Genomic DNA, 13,471 nt, shown 5'->3' on the forward strand with positions numbered 1-13,471 from the left:
ATGAAGCCGCACATGCCCAAAGGATTGATTCGCGCGATTGGCGCACTGCTGACAGCCCTGGCCCTCTACAGCCTGCTGGGGTTTCTGATCCTGCCGGGCATTGCCTTGCGCGTGGCCAACCAGCAACTGGCCAACTACGCGACGGTGCCCGCGCATCTGCAGCGCATCGAACTCAACCCGTTCAGCCTGGAAGTTTCCCTGTGGGGCCTGGTCATCGGCGAGCCGGGCAAGGAGCAGGTCGGCTTCGATCGCCTCTATGCCAACCTGCAAATCGACAGCCTGTGGACCAAGGCCCTGCACCTGTCCGACATCGAACTGGACAAACCCAAAAGCGAAATCCTCTTCGCCAAGGACGGCAAGCTCAACCTGCTCGGCCTGTTCAACCTGCCGCCGAGCGAGCCGACACCCGCCGATCCCGACGCCAAGCCGTTCCCGCTGCGTATCGACAACATCAAACTGGCCGGCGGCGTGGTGCATTTCGAGGATATGCGGCCCAGCGAACCGATCGAATTTCTTTACGACGACCTCAGTTTCGAGCTGAAAAACCTCAGCACCCTGCCCGAGGACAGCGCCGACATGACCCTCGTCGCCATCGGCCCCGCTGGCGGGCGGATCGACTGGACCGGCAATTTCAGCCTGATCCCGTTCACCTCCGAAGGCACCCTGAAAGTCACCGATGGCCAGATGAAATCCTTCTGGCCCTACGTGCGTGACGCCGTGCCGCTGGTACTGGAAAACGGCGTGGTCAGCCTCAGCACTGAGTACAAACTCAACCTGTCGAAACAGACCGAACTGCTGCTGAACAACGTCGCGGTGAGCATTGCGCCGTTTGCCATCAAGGCTCCGGACGGACGTCCGCTGGCCAGGCTCGAACGCCTCGACGTCAGCGACACCTCGCTGGACCTGGCCAAGCAGCAAGTGGTGGTCGGCAAGATCCGCAGCAACAAACTGGAAACCTGGGCGGCGCTGGAAGCCGACGGCCAACTGGACTGGCAGAAGCTGTTCGCCAGCCAACCGTCGAAACCGGCGGCCAAAGCCGCTGCCGAACCTACGGATACACCGGCCGCCGCCGACTCGCCAAAACCTGAGCCAAGCGCCCCTAGCAAGCCATGGCAGGTGCTGGTCAAGGATGTGCAACTGCGCAACTACACGGTCCATCTCGCTGACCGCTCGGCGCAACCGGCGGTGGCGCTGGACATCACTCCGCTGAACGTCGACCTGCAGGACTTCGACAGCCTCAACGGCTCGCCTTTCAAGCTCAAGCTCGACAGCGGTCTGGGCAAGCAAGGCAAGATCAGCGCAGACGGCACGGTCAATCTGGCCCCCGTCAACGCACAGCTCAACGTGAAAACCGAGGACGTCGACTTGCGTGTCGCGCAGTCCTACATCAACCCGTTCATTCGCCTGGAACTGCGCAGCGGCATGCTCGGCAGTGACCTCAAGGTCAACCTGAAGAGCACCGAGCCACTGACCCTCAGCGTCACCGGTCGCGCGCAGATTGATCAACTGCACACCCTCGATACGCTGAAGACCCGCGACTTCCTCAAATGGCAGCAAGTCGTGGTCGACGGCATCAACTATCAGCACGGCGACAGCCTGTCGATCGACAAGGTCAACCTGTTGCAGCCGTATGTGCGCTTCATGATCAACGACGATCGCACCACCAACGTCGACGACCTGCTGATCCCGCAACCGGCCGACAGCGGCGCCAAACCTGCCGGAGCCAAACCGCCCAGCAAGGACAAACCACTGGGCATTCACATCGGTGCGATTGCGATCAACGACGGCTCGGCCAACTTCGCCGACTTCAGCCTGACACCGAATTTCGCCACCGCCGTGCAACAGCTCAACGGCCAGATCGGCACCATCGACAGCCGTCAGGCAAAACCGGCCAGCGTCGACATCAAAGGCAAGGTCGACCGCTATGCGCCGGTGACCATCAAGGGTGCGGTCAATCCGTTCGACCCGATGGCCAGCCTCGACATCGCCACCAGTTTCAAGCGCGTCGAACTGACGACCCTGACGCCCTACTCCGGCAAATTCGCCGGCTACCGCATCCGCAAGGGCCGGCTCAACCTTGATCTGCACTATCTGATCACCAAAGGCCAACTGAAAGCCGAGAACAAAGTCGTCGTCGAGCAGTTGCAGCTGGGCGAGAAGGTCGACAGCCCTGATGCAGTGAGTCTGCCGCTGAAACTGGCGATCGCCCTGCTCAAGGACGTCGACGGCAAGATCTCCATCGAATTGCCGGTGACCGGCGACCTGAATAATCCACAGTTCAGCGTCATGCCGATCGTCTGGCAGACCCTGCGCAATTTGATCGTCAAAGCTGCCGCCGCGCCGTTCAAGATGATCGGCGGACTGGTCAGTGGCGGCGGCTCCGAAGACCTCGGCACGGTGTCCTTCGCGCCGGGCTCCAGCGATCTGAGCAAAGACGCCGAAGCGGCGCTGGTGAAACTGTCGCAAGCGCTCAAGGAACGTCCGGCGCTGCGCCTGGAAATCGAAGGCACTGCCGCGAAGAGCAGTGATGGGCCACTGCTGGCCGAGCAACGTCTGGAACGCGAATACCAATACAACTACTACAAGATGCTCCAGCGCCGTGGCGACAAAGTCCCGGCCCAGGCCTCGCTGCTGCAAGTGCCCGAAGGCGAGAAAGGCGCATTGCTCGAAGGCATCTACCGCACCCGCCTGAAAACCCAGCCACCGGTTGAATGGAAAGATCTCGGCAAAGAAGAACGCACGGCGAAAATGCGCCAGGGCGTGATCGCGTTCTGGAGCGGCAGCGAGGTGCTGTTGCGACAGTTGGGCCAGGATCGCGCCAGCACCATCAAGGATTACCTGGTCGACAAGGGCAAGCTCGAGGATGACCGCGTGTATTTCATCGACGCCAACCTCGGCGAGGCCGAAAGCGATGGCCGCGTGGTCACGCAAATGCACCTGGATGCAGAATGACCGTGCGTAACTGGCTGGCTGTGCTCGCTTTGACGTGCGCTGCCGGTCACGCGTCGGCTTCGGATACATTGCGCTGCGGCAGCCAGTTGATCAGCCTCGGCGACCGCGCCAGCGAAGTGCTGCAAAAATGCGGCGAGCCGGTCAGTCGCGACGTGCTCGGCTACAAGCGCAGTGCCAATCGCCGCGAAGAGTTTCAGGTCGAGGAATGGACCTACGGCCCGAACAACGGCATGTATCAATACCTGCGCTTCGAAGGCAATCGCTTGCGGCAGATCAACAGCAAACGCGGCAATTAAGCCGAACGAAATTTACCCTGTGGGAGCGAGCCTGCTCGCGAATACGGTCTGTCTACTGACGAACTTGTCGGCTGACACTACGCATTCGCGAGCAGGCTCGCTCCCACATTGGTTTTCGATGGATGCCCAAATAGAACAGGCCCCGACACAAGTGCCGGGGCCTGTAATGGTCACATCCGTGTAACCGTTCGCATGAACTCTAAAGTTGCGGCAGACGTATTGCTCGGCCCGTCTGTTGCGTCTTCTCCCGGTTCAGGCGAGAAGTCTTGCCTTACTCGGCTTTCAGGCCGTCAGCGGAGACCGCTTTAACGCCTTTGATTTTCTTGGCGATGCCTACGGCGACTTCTTTCTGCGACTCGGTTACCGCAGTGGTCGACGACAGGGAAACTACACCCTTGTTGGTTTCGACTTTGATGTCGGTGCCTGGAATGCCTTTTTCGGTAACCAGGTCAGCTTTGACCTTGGTGGTGATCCAGGTGTCGCTGGTATCTTGTTTCATTTCGGTAACTTCACCGGCAGCCAGAACCATTGGCGCTTGGGTAGCCTGAGCGGACTGGGCGAAAGCACCACCAGCCATGGTCAGGGTCAGAGCGGTAGCAGCGGCAGTGATAGCGAACTTCTTCATACGAGTAACTCCTGTTTTTTCTGGAAGTCTGCTGTAACGCTTGTCAGCAGGGTTACCGGAGATATTGCGAACGCTGTGCCAACTTTTTCGGTCGTATAAAATCGTTTAAAAACAAACAGTTATGAAAAACGCTCATTTTCATTTTCATGCAAAATGCATGACTCAACGCAATTTCGCATGCAAGTTGCGGTTTTTAAGAAAGTTCATAAGCTGCTGAAATTATTAGAGCTTTTGTGAAGCGGTCGCGATACGAGAATGCCCCGCGGTGCGGGGCATTCTGAAGATTACATATCGATCAAGTACCAGTAGCGTTACAGCCTTTTGGCGAATAGTCAGGAGCGACCGTAGTGCCACAAGTCCAACCACCCGCCGCTGTACGTGTCAGCGTGATGGTTTTGCCTAATACAGGCGCTGGCGCATTGGCCAGCGTACATACAATCGTTCCAGCTCCATCAGCAGCAGTGCCTGACGCGGTGAGAGCGCAATTGGAGGTCGTGGTTACGTTATCGCCCTTTACCGCCGCCAGCGTCGGGTTTGTCCCCTGATTAATCAGGTCTTCAAAGGGCACTTTCATCGCGCTAATCTCCGCCAGCCCCGCCGTAACCTTCGACCGCGCCTGATATTTCGAATACTGAGGCAGGGCGATAGTCGCCAGAATGCCGATGATCGCCACAACGATCAGCAGCTCGATCAATGTGAAACCTTGTTGTTTTTTCATAGACACGCTCCATGCATGAGTCGAAATCTCATGATCTGAACAAGGCTCAGCACAGGCCATGCCAACGCCTTTCAGGCCCCGCCTGCTGGGCGCGCGCAATTTCCTGCGCCGTTTCCTACAACCCGCAACCGCACTATCTGACACTTTTTGTCACCTGCACCGGCCGTGTTTGGCGCTGTCACTTGACTAGGCTATAAGTCATGAACGGCAAGCGTGCGGAATCCCCATGAATGACATCGCTCTGAGCGGTCTGGCCAAGCAATTGGTCCAGGCCGAACTGCTCACGGAAACAAGTGCCCGGCAATCCTGGGCGCAGGCCCAGCGCAATCGCGTCTCGCTGGTCAATTACCTGGTACACAACAAACTGGTCAACAGCCGGCAGATCGCCGAGATCGCTTCCGAACATTTCGGCATGGCCCTGCTCGATCTGCATTGCGTCGACAAAGAGAGTCAGCCCAAGGGATTGGTCAGTGAGAAACTGGTTCGCCAGCACTGCGCACTGCCCCTCTGGCGGCGCGGCAACAAACTGTTCGTAGGCCTTTCCGACCCGAGCAATCAGCAGGCGATCAGCGACATCCAGTTCAGCACCGGCCTGAGCACCGAAGCGATTCTGGTCGAGGACGACAAGCTCAGCGACGCCATCGACAAGTTCTTCGAGAGCCATGCCTCGGGCCTCGAGGAAATGGCCGATGTCGATCTCGACGGCCTCGACGTCGAGGCCATCGATGACAACAAACAGGACGTAATCGGCGGCCTCGATGCTGACGACGCCCCGGTCGTGCGCTTCGTGCACAAGATGCTGCTCGATGCGATCAAGAGCGGCTCGTCCGACCTGCATTTCGAACCCTACGAAAAAAACTATCGCGTACGCATGCGCACCGACGGCATGCTGCGCGAGGTGGCCAAGCCACCGATCCAGTTGGCCGGGCGTATCGCCGCTCGCCTGAAGGTAATGGCCAGTCTGGATATTTCCGAACGGCGCAAACCCCAGGACGGGCGGATCAAGATGCGCCTGTCGAAAAGCAAATCCATCGATTTTCGCGTCAACACCCTGCCGACCCTATGGGGCGAAAAAGTGGTGATCCGGATCCTCGACCCGTCCAGTGCGCAAATGGGCATCGACGCGCTGGGTTACGAGGCCGAGCAAAAGGCCTTGTACCTCGCCGCGCTGAAACAGCCACAAGGAATGATTCTGGTCACCGGCCCCACCGGCTCCGGTAAAACCGTGTCGCTGTATACCGGGCTGAACATCCTCAACACCGTCGACATCAACATTTCCACCGCCGAAGACCCGGTGGAAATCAACATGGCAGGCATCAATCAGGTCAACGTCAATCCTCGCCAAGGGCTGGACTTCGCCCAGGCGCTGCGCTCGTTTCTGCGTCAGGACCCGGACGTGATCATGGTCGGGGAGATCCGCGACCTGGAAACCGCCGAGATCGCGATCAAGGCCGCGCAAACCGGCCACCTGGTGCTGTCGACCCTGCACACCAACAGCGCAGCGGAAACCCTCACGCGCCTGCACAACATGGGCATTCCCGGTTTCAACATCGCCACCTCGGTCAGCCTGATCATCGCCCAGCGTCTGGCGCGCAAGTTGTGCGCGCACTGCAAGCGGCCGCTGGAAATCCCGCACGAAACCTTGCTCAAGGAAGGCTTCCCCGAGGAACGCATCGGCCATTTCACGATCTACGAGCCGGTCGGTTGCGATCACTGCAACGGCGGTTACAAAGGACGCGTGGGGATTTATGAAGTGGTAAAGAACACACCGGACCTGCAACGGTTGATCATGGCCGAAGGCAATTCGCTGGAAATCGACATCCAGATGCGCCGCGACGGCTTCGCCGATCTGCGCACTTCCGGGCTGCACAAGGCGATGCAAGGCATCACCAGCCTTGAGGAAATCAACCGGGTCACCAAGGATTGAACATGGCGGTCAAGGCAGCGAAAGTCAGCGTTTACGCCTGGGAAGGCACCGACCGCAAAGGCAGCAAGGTCACTGGCGAACTGAGCGGGCAGAACCCCGCGCTGATCAAGGCGCAGCTGCGCAAACAGGGGATCAACCCGGGCAAGGTGCGCAAGAAATCCGCGTCCCTGCTGAGCTTGGGCAAACGCATCAAGCCGCAGGACATCGCCCTGTTCACCCGGCAGATGGCAACCATGATGAAGGCCGGCGTGCCGCTGTTGCAGTCCTTCGACATTATCGGTGAAGGCTTCGAAAATCCGGCCATGCGCAAACTGGTCGACGAGGTCAAACAGGAGGTCGCGGCCGGTAACAGTTTCGCCACAGCCCTGCGCAAGAAGCCGCAATACTTCGACGAGTTGTACTGCAACCTGGTCGACGCCGGCGAACAGTCCGGTGCCCTCGACACCTTGCTCGAACGGGTGGCCACCTATAAGGAGAAAAGCGAAGCGCTCAAGGCCAAGATCAAGAAAGCCATGACCTACCCCACCGCCGTGGTGCTGGTGGCGGCTGTGGTGACCGGCATTCTGCTGGTCAAAGTGGTGCCGCAGTTCCAGTCGGTGTTTTCCGGATTCGGCGCCGAACTGCCGGGCTTCACCCTGATGATCATCAGCCTGTCGGAGTTCATGCAGCAGTGGTGGTGGGCGATTCTTGTTGCGCTGGTGGCAGCGTTTTTCGGCACTCGCCGGGCGTTGAAGACATCGCAGGCCTTGCGCGACCGCCGCGATGCCTGGTTGCTCAAACTGCCGCTGGTAGGCACTTTGATGTACAAGTCCGCCGTTGCCCGCTTTGCCCGCACCCTGTCGACCACTTTCGCGGCGGGTGTGCCGTTGGTGGAAGCGCTGGATTCGGTCGCCGGCGCCACCGGCAATGTGGTATTCAAGCGCGCGGTGCTCCGAGTTCGGCAAGACGTTTCGACAGGCATGCAGCTGAACTTCTCCATGCGCAGCACCGGTGTGTTTCCCAATATGGCGGTGCAGATGACCGCCATTGGCGAGGAGTCCGGGGCACTGGATGACATGCTCGACAAGGTCGCCGGTTTTTATGAAGCCGAAGTCGATAACATGGTCGACAACCTCACCAGCCTGATGGAGCCCTTCATCATGGTGGTGCTGGGGGTCATCGTCGGTGGACTGGTGGTGGCCATGTACCTGCCGATCTTCCAACTCGGCTCAGCGATCTGATATGCCTATCGACGAACTGTTTGCCATGTATCCGCTGGCCTTTGTGGTCAGCGCGCTGCTGCTCGGGATGGTGGTCGGCAGCTTCCTCAATGTTGTGGTCTGGCGCCTGCCGAAAATGCTCGAGCGCGACTGGCGGCAGCAAGCCCATGATGTGCTCGGCCTGCCCACTGAAACGCCCGTGCCGACCTACAACCTGATGCTGCCGCACTCCGCGTGCACGCATTGCGGACACCGGATCCGTCCGTGGGAAAACATTCCGCTGCTCAGTTATCTGTTGCTGCGCGGGCGCTGCTCGGCCTGCGCGGCGCCGATCAGCAAACGTTACCCGCTGACTGAACTCGCCTGCGGCCTGCTTTCTGCATTCATCGCCTGGCATCTGGGCTTTGGCTGGCCGGCAGCTTTGCTGATTTTGCTGACGTGGGGCTTGCTGGCGATGAGTCTGATCGACTGCGAGCATCAGCTGCTGCCCGACGTGCTGGTGTTGCCGCTGCTGTGGCTGGGGCTGATCGTCAACAGCTTCGGCGTGTTCGTGGCGTTGCCCGATGCGTTGTGGGGCGCGGTCGCGGGTTATCTGGCGCTGTGGTCGGTGTTCTGGCTGTTCAAACTGCTCACCGGCAAGGACGGCATCGGTCATGGCGATTTCAAGCTATTGGCCTTGCTTGGCGCTTGGGGTGGCTGGCAGATTCTGCCGCTGACGATTCTGTTGTCATCCTTGGTGGGGGCGATTTTGGGCGTCGTCATGCTGCGCCTGCGCGCCCAGGAAACCTCGACGCCGATCCCCTTCGGACCCTTTCTGGCAATTGCCGGCTGGATTGCCTTGCTCTGGGGTGGTCAAATAACCGACTTCTATTGGCAGTCTGTCGGTTTGAAATGAATACCCCTGTGGAAAAACCCTGGATTCTCGGCCTGACCGGCGGCATCGGCAGCGGCAAAAGCGCGGCGGCGCAGCACTTCATCGACCTGGGCGTGCATGTGGTGGATGCCGATCATGCGGCGCGCTGGGTGGTCGAACCGGGGCGTCCGGCGCTGGCGAAAATCGCCGAGCATTTCGGTTCCGGCGTGTTGCAGGCCGACGGCACACTGGACCGTGCCGCCCTGCGCAAACTGATTTTTGAAGACCCCGAACAGCGACGTTGGCTCGAAGCGCTGTTGCATCCGTTGATCGGCGAAGAAATCGCTCATCATCTGGCGCAGGCAAAATCGCCTTACGCGATTCTGGTGTCACCTTTGCTGATCGAGTCCGGGCAATACGCGATGACCCAGCGCATTCTGGTCATCGATGCGCCGCAACAACTGCAGATCGAACGCACCTTGCAGCGTGACCAGACCAGCGAACAACAAGTGCAGGCGATCCTCAAGGCGCAATCGAGCCGTGAAGACCGCGTGAGCCGTGCCGACGACGTGATCGTCAACGACCGCGACCTCGCCTGGCTGCACAGCGAGGTCGAGCGTCTGCATCACTTTTATCTGACTTTATCCGGAGGCCAAGCATGAGCCAGATTCCAACCGTTGAATGCCCAACCTGCGGCGCCCCCGTCGAATTCACCCCGGCGAACAAATTCCGTCCGTTCTGCTCCGACCGCTGCAAATTGATCGACCTCGGCGCCTGGGCCTCGGAAGAACACAAGATTCCGGTCGCACCGGATGCCGAGGACGAGTTGTTCTCCGGCGATTTCGATCCGCGTCACTGATCGCTGATCAGGGCCGCATAAAGCCGTAGTCCTGACTGTCGTCGAGGTTCTCAGCGAGAAAGCGCAACTCGTCGGCCAAGTCTTCGGCATTGCGCACTGCCTTGCTCTGCTGCACCACGGCGCTGAGCAGGGCGCGCAAACTCAGGCCCGGGTCAAAGCCCACTTCCTGCGCCAGCTCCAGACTCTGCCGGGTTTCCTGCCGCGCCCATTCGTAAACGCCCATGCCAATGCTCCTGAAGGGATTTGCGTGAGCATGAAATCTCAGCGGCATGGCCGGTTTGATGTGGATCAAGACTTCGGATCGTCGTCCTTCCACGGCGCTGAAAGGTAACGGGTGCGGTTGAAGGTCTCCAGCCACTCCGGGCAAAACACCACCAACGCACTGACAACCATGCCGTTGATAAAGGCCTCGGGGAACAGCAGCAACCACAGGTAGCCGACAAAATCCTCCAGCCACTCCGGCATGGCGAAGAGGCCGTCGTACCACAGCAGCGTCAGGCTCAGAATCAGGCACAACAGGCCTGACAACGCAGCGGCGAAGAAGCCGGAACAGAAGATGTAAACGAACGGATTTCGTGGCTGCGCGCGTTCGACCAGAATCGCCACGCACTCGGTGATCAGCACTGGCAGCAGAATCAGCAACGCGCCATTGACGCCCACCGCAGCCAGGTCCTGACGCCCCAAAAGCACCAGGCCAATCTGCGCCACCAGCCCGCCGACAATCGCCAGCGGCCAATCGAGCAGCAGCGTGACCGCGGTCATGCCGATGAAGTGATACGACACGCCGGTGTCGAAATCCCTGCGCACCAGCCACAGCAGAAACAGCGCGAACACCGTGCCGAACAGCAAGTGCTGCCGGCGACTGTCGCTGAACAGCTCAACCCATGGCGCACGCATGATCGCCCAGAGCAGCACCGGCAGATAAATCAGCCAGCCGAGCGTCAGGCTTGCCGTTGAAAGCAGTTCGGCACCGATCATGATTCCCTCACCTGCTACTGGACACGCTTTTTTGTAGGAGCTGCCGAAGGCTGCGATTTTTTGATCTTGTTTATAAAAGCAAAAGATCGCAGCCTTCGGCAGCTCCTACAAGGGCGCAATCGCGCGACGTTTATGTCTGAGCCGATGCAAAGCTATCTGCTTGTCGTATTTGGACGCTAAGCTTGGCCTTATGGATGATTCAGATTATTTACGCCTGCTGACCATCGCGGCCGAGCAGGCCAATGCGTTCCTGTCCAATGCCCGCAAATGGGAGCGTGAGCGTTGGGTCTGCCAGCGCCTGCTGCAAGGTCTGAACATCCCCTACCGCGCCGACGAATTCGCCCCGGCCGGTGAGCCGCCGGACGTGCTGTTTCGCGATGCCAATTTCGAAGTTTTTTTCGTCCTCGATGAAGGCCGACGCCTCAATGACGAATGGCGCGACGAATTGCAGCGTCGGCGCAGCGCGTTTTCCCTGAGCCAACTGGTGCGCCGCGAAGCCAAACCCAAGCGCATCCCGGCCAATGAATTTCTCCTGCGTCTGGCGCCGACCCTGCGCAAGAAGGCGCACAACTACAAGGAACGCGGCATGGATCTGGGTGAGCTGGACATCATCGCCTTCGCCAGCCTCAAGCGCGAAGTGCTGGATCTCAACAGTCATTTCCCGCCACCGACCGAATACCTGCGCCAGGGCTGGCGCTCGCTGTCGCTGGTCGGCCCGACATTCGCCCGCGTGCTGTTCGCCCACCCCGACGCACCGGACTTTCTGCGCAGTAACCTCGGCCGCAGCATTTTGTTCGACGTGGGTATCAGCCTGTGACGCCGCTGCAGCAGTTGATCGCCGAGGTTCCGCAAACCGGTCGTGTGCGCTGGATCGGCGTGCGTCCAGAATCCCGTGGGCCGATGCTTGAGCTCGACGCGGTCGAGGCGCGGCTGGAAGCCGGGCTCACCGGCGACCACGCCCGCCCGGGCATTCGCAACGCGCGACAGGTGACGCTGATTCAGTGGGAGCATCTGGCGGTGATCAACGCACTGATGGGCCGCCCCGATGACGAGCCGATCCGACCTGAAGATCTGCGGCGCAATCTCGTTATAAGCGGAATCAATTTGTTTAGCCTGAAGGGGCGGCGCTTTCGCATCGGGCAGGCGATACTCGAAACCACTGGCTGGTGTCAGCCCTGTGCACGTTTGCAGAACAATCTCGGCCCGGGCACTTTTCAAGCCGTGCGCGGGCATGGCGGGATCACCGCCCGGGTGTTGCAAAGCGGCATCATTCGCCTCGACGATAGCGTGTGCGTCGAACCGGTTCCGGACAGCGGTTACGCTGCGTTCAACCCGGGCTGAAAACCGTTGTAGCCTGTGCCCATTCAGTAACGTCTACCTGACGAGGCAAATATGACCAGCCGCCTGAACCCCGAAGACCAAAAGCATGTCGAAGAGTACCTGCAACTGTCCCAACACCGTGTCGAGCGCCGGCCTTTCCGGCCGTGGATGCTCCTGGTGCTGGTGCTGGCAGTGACCATTGGTCTGGGCCTGTTGAGCCGATTTATCAGTTACCTGACGTTATGAGCTGCCTTGCGCTCCCTCGGGTAACCGCACCGATTTCCTTTAAAAACCTTGCGAGTTATCCCTATGTCCCATCGTATTGTCATTGTCGGCGGCGGCGCCGGCGGTCTGGAGTTGGCTACCCGCCTGGGTAAGACTCTGGGCAAGCGCGGCACGGCCAGCGTGATGCTGGTCGACGCGAACCTGACCCACATCTGGAAGCCGCTGCTGCACGAAGTGGCCGCCGGTTCCCTGAACTCCTCCGAAGACGAACTCAACTATGTCGCCCAGGCGAAATGGAACCACTTCGAGTTCCAGCTCGGGCGCATGAGCGGGCTCGATCGCGCGCAGAAGAAAATCCAGCTGGCCGCAACTTATGACGAAAACGGCGTCGAGCTGGTGCCGGCGCGTGAAGTGGCTTATGACTCGCTGGTGATCAGCGTCGGCAGCACCACCAACGATTTCGGCACCCAGGGCGCGGCGCAGCATTGCCTGTTCCTCGATACACGCAAACAGGCCGAGCGCTTCCACCAGCAATTGCTCAACCATTATCTGCGCGCCCACGCCGGGCAGACCGACGTGGTCGAGCAGATCAGCGTGGCCATCGTCGGCGCTGGCGCCACCGGCGTCGAACTGGCGGCCGAGCTGCACAACGCCGCCCATGAATTGGCCGCGTATGGTCTGGACCGGATCAAACCGGAAAACATGCACATCACGCTGATCGAAGCCGGCCCACGGGTGCTGCCTGCCCTGCCGGAGCGCATCAGCGGGCCGGTGCACAAGACCCTGGAGAAGCTCGGGGTCAATGTGATGACCAACGCAGCAGTCAGCGAAGTGACTGCCGACAGCCTGATCACCGCCGATGGCAACGAGATCAAGGCCAGCCTGAAAGTCTGGGCTGCCGGCATCCGCGCACCGGGTTTCCTCAAGGACATCGACGGTCTGGAAACCAACCGCATCAATCAGCTGCAAGTGTTGCCGACTCTGCAAACCACGCGCGACGAAAACATCTTTGCCTTCGGTGACTGCGCGGCGTGCCCGCAACCGGGCACTGATCGCAACGTCCCACCACGGGCACAAGCGGCGCATCAACAGGCGTCGCTGCTGGCCAAGTCGCTGAAGCTGCGCATCGAAGGCAAGACCCTGCCGGAGTACAAGTACACCGACTACGGCTCGCTGATTTCACTGTCGCGTTTTTCTGCTGTGGGTAACTTGATGGGCAACCTGACCGGTAGCGTCATGCTCGAAGGCTGGCTGGCGCGGATGTTCTATGTGTCGCTGTACCGTATGCACCAGATGGCACTGTACGGGCCGTTTCGCACGGCGATGCTGATGCTGGGGAGCAAGATTGGTCGTGGCACCGAGCCGCGTCTGAAACTGCACTAAAACGCCAACCTGTGGGAGCGAGCCTGCTCGCGAAAGCGGTGGGTCTGTCAACACTGTCGTTGAATGATCCGGCCCCTTCGCGAGCAGGCTCGCTCCCACATTGTTTCGTGCTGTTCTCAAATCAGTGGGCGAAGGC

General features: G+C 59.9%; 15 protein-coding genes. 11 read left to right on the forward strand and 4 right to left on the reverse strand.

Annotated elements, in window-relative coordinates; genetic code table 11:
• Together PspCFBP13508_RS21010 and PspCFBP13508_RS21015 are read left to right on the forward strand one after the other, a co-directional pair.
• The gene (locus PspCFBP13508_RS21010; RefSeq protein ID WP_137215597.1) at positions 1-2,952 is read left to right on the forward strand and encodes a DUF748 domain-containing protein; all 2,952 of its coding nucleotides are present in this window, start codon (positions 1-3) and stop codon (positions 2,950-2,952) included.
• The gene (locus PspCFBP13508_RS21015) at positions 2,949-3,248 is read left to right on the forward strand and encodes a DUF2845 domain-containing protein (protein WP_039761633.1); all 300 of its coding nucleotides are present in this window, start codon (positions 2,949-2,951) and stop codon (positions 3,246-3,248) included. The genes PspCFBP13508_RS21010 and PspCFBP13508_RS21015 overlap by 4 nt, the downstream gene beginning before the upstream one ends.
• Before the next feature lie 271 nt (positions 3,249-3,519).
• Here the strand turns inward: PspCFBP13508_RS21015 and PspCFBP13508_RS21020 are convergent, their stop codons facing one another.
• Positions 3,520-3,873 (reverse strand): BON domain-containing protein, encoded by a 354-nt coding sequence (locus tag PspCFBP13508_RS21020; RefSeq protein WP_016773155.1) that lies wholly within the window; start codon positions 3,871-3,873, stop codon positions 3,520-3,522.
• A gap of 295 nt (positions 3,874-4,168) precedes the next feature.
• Entirely contained in the window at positions 4,169-4,591 is a 423-nt protein-coding gene (locus PspCFBP13508_RS21025; protein WP_137215598.1) for a pilin, read from the reverse strand.
• 226 nt (positions 4,592-4,817) lie between these two features.
• On the opposite strand from PspCFBP13508_RS21025, the gene pilB reads away from it, so the two are divergent.
• The 5 genes from pilB to yacG are packed head-to-tail and all read left to right on the forward strand — an operon-like array spanning position 4,818 to position 9,429.
• Positions 4,818-6,518 (forward strand): type IV-A pilus assembly ATPase PilB, encoded by a 1,701-nt coding sequence (pilB, locus tag PspCFBP13508_RS21030; protein ID WP_137215599.1) that lies wholly within the window; start codon positions 4,818-4,820, stop codon positions 6,516-6,518.
• A gap of 2 nt (positions 6,519-6,520) precedes the next feature.
• Entirely contained in the window at positions 6,521-7,738 is a 1,218-nt protein-coding gene (locus PspCFBP13508_RS21035; protein WP_137215600.1) for a type II secretion system F family protein, read from the forward strand.
• A gap of 1 nt (position 7,739) precedes the next feature.
• Positions 7,740-8,612 (forward strand): A24 family peptidase, encoded by an 873-nt coding sequence (locus PspCFBP13508_RS21040; RefSeq protein ID WP_137215601.1) that lies wholly within the window; start codon positions 7,740-7,742, stop codon positions 8,610-8,612.
• Positions 8,609-9,232, forward strand: a complete 624-nt coding sequence (gene coaE, locus PspCFBP13508_RS21045) for a dephospho-CoA kinase (protein ID WP_130887103.1) — start codon at positions 8,609-8,611, stop codon at positions 9,230-9,232. The genes PspCFBP13508_RS21040 and coaE overlap by 4 nt, the downstream gene beginning before the upstream one ends.
• Positions 9,229-9,429 (forward strand): DNA gyrase inhibitor YacG, encoded by a 201-nt coding sequence (gene yacG, locus PspCFBP13508_RS21050; RefSeq protein WP_016773149.1) that lies wholly within the window; start codon positions 9,229-9,231, stop codon positions 9,427-9,429. Before coaE ends, yacG begins: the two co-directional genes overlap by 4 nt.
• Before the next feature lie 7 nt (positions 9,430-9,436).
• Here yacG and PspCFBP13508_RS21055 read toward each other — a convergent pair whose 3' ends face one another.
• Together PspCFBP13508_RS21055 and PspCFBP13508_RS21060 are read right to left on the reverse strand one after the other, a co-directional pair.
• The gene (locus PspCFBP13508_RS21055) at positions 9,437-9,652 is read right to left on the reverse strand and encodes a hypothetical protein (protein ID WP_016773148.1); all 216 of its coding nucleotides are present in this window, start codon (positions 9,650-9,652) and stop codon (positions 9,437-9,439) included.
• 65 nt (positions 9,653-9,717) lie between these two features.
• A complete protein-coding gene (locus PspCFBP13508_RS21060) occupies positions 9,718-10,407 on the reverse strand; it encodes an energy-coupling factor ABC transporter permease (protein ID WP_130911375.1) in 690 nt (229 codons plus the stop codon).
• Positions 10,408-10,597: 190 nt separating this feature from the next.
• On the opposite strand from PspCFBP13508_RS21060, the gene PspCFBP13508_RS21065 reads away from it, so the two are divergent.
• The 4 genes from PspCFBP13508_RS21065 (at position 10,598) to PspCFBP13508_RS21080 (ending at position 13,335) form a co-directional block, all read left to right on the forward strand.
• The gene (locus PspCFBP13508_RS21065; protein ID WP_137215602.1) at positions 10,598-11,224 is read left to right on the forward strand and encodes a DUF1780 domain-containing protein; all 627 of its coding nucleotides are present in this window, start codon (positions 10,598-10,600) and stop codon (positions 11,222-11,224) included.
• Complete coding sequence (locus tag PspCFBP13508_RS21070; protein WP_137215603.1) at positions 11,221-11,748, forward strand: MOSC domain-containing protein; 528 nt, start codon at positions 11,221-11,223, stop codon at positions 11,746-11,748. Before PspCFBP13508_RS21065 ends, PspCFBP13508_RS21070 begins: the two co-directional genes overlap by 4 nt.
• A 51-nt stretch (positions 11,749-11,799) precedes the next feature.
• A complete protein-coding gene (locus PspCFBP13508_RS21075; protein ID WP_007909875.1) occupies positions 11,800-11,973 on the forward strand; it encodes a DUF3094 domain-containing protein in 174 nt (57 codons plus the stop codon).
• 63 nt (positions 11,974-12,036) lie between these two features.
• Positions 12,037-13,335: an NAD(P)/FAD-dependent oxidoreductase gene (locus PspCFBP13508_RS21080; RefSeq protein ID WP_016773144.1), complete on the forward strand. Its 1,299-nt coding sequence runs from the start codon at positions 12,037-12,039 to the stop codon at positions 13,333-13,335.
• Positions 13,336-13,471 lie beyond the last annotated feature (136 nt).

This window comes from Pseudomonas sp. CFBP13508 (assembly GCF_005233515.1).
Classification (GTDB): Bacteria; Pseudomonadota; Gammaproteobacteria; order Pseudomonadales; family Pseudomonadaceae; genus Aquipseudomonas; species Aquipseudomonas mercuritolerans.

Coding starts and splice junctions, on each gene's coding strand:
- PspCFBP13508_RS21010 (WP_137215597.1), top strand. CDS start 1: ATGAAGCCGCACATGCCCAAAGGATTGATTCGCGCGATTGGCGCACTG.
- PspCFBP13508_RS21015 (WP_039761633.1), top strand. CDS start 2,949: ATGACCGTGCGTAACTGGCTGGCTGTGCTCGCTTTGACGTGCGCTGCC.
- PspCFBP13508_RS21020 (WP_016773155.1), bottom strand. CDS start 3,873: ATGAAGAAGTTCGCTATCACTGCCGCTGCTACCGCTCTGACCCTGACC.
- PspCFBP13508_RS21025 (WP_137215598.1), bottom strand. CDS start 4,591: ATGAAAAAACAACAAGGTTTCACATTGATCGAGCTGCTGATCGTTGTG.
- pilB (WP_137215599.1), top strand. CDS start 4,818: ATGAATGACATCGCTCTGAGCGGTCTGGCCAAGCAATTGGTCCAGGCC.
- PspCFBP13508_RS21035 (WP_137215600.1), top strand. CDS start 6,521: ATGGCGGTCAAGGCAGCGAAAGTCAGCGTTTACGCCTGGGAAGGCACC.
- PspCFBP13508_RS21040 (WP_137215601.1), top strand. CDS start 7,740: ATGCCTATCGACGAACTGTTTGCCATGTATCCGCTGGCCTTTGTGGTC.
- coaE (WP_130887103.1), top strand. CDS start 8,609: ATGAATACCCCTGTGGAAAAACCCTGGATTCTCGGCCTGACCGGCGGC.
- yacG (WP_016773149.1), top strand. CDS start 9,229: ATGAGCCAGATTCCAACCGTTGAATGCCCAACCTGCGGCGCCCCCGTC.
- PspCFBP13508_RS21055 (WP_016773148.1), bottom strand. CDS start 9,652: ATGGGCGTTTACGAATGGGCGCGGCAGGAAACCCGGCAGAGTCTGGAG.
- PspCFBP13508_RS21060 (WP_130911375.1), bottom strand. CDS start 10,407: ATGATCGGTGCCGAACTGCTTTCAACGGCAAGCCTGACGCTCGGCTGG.
- PspCFBP13508_RS21065 (WP_137215602.1), top strand. CDS start 10,598: ATGGATGATTCAGATTATTTACGCCTGCTGACCATCGCGGCCGAGCAG.
- PspCFBP13508_RS21075 (WP_007909875.1), top strand. CDS start 11,800: ATGACCAGCCGCCTGAACCCCGAAGACCAAAAGCATGTCGAAGAGTAC.
- PspCFBP13508_RS21080 (WP_016773144.1), top strand. CDS start 12,037: ATGTCCCATCGTATTGTCATTGTCGGCGGCGGCGCCGGCGGTCTGGAG.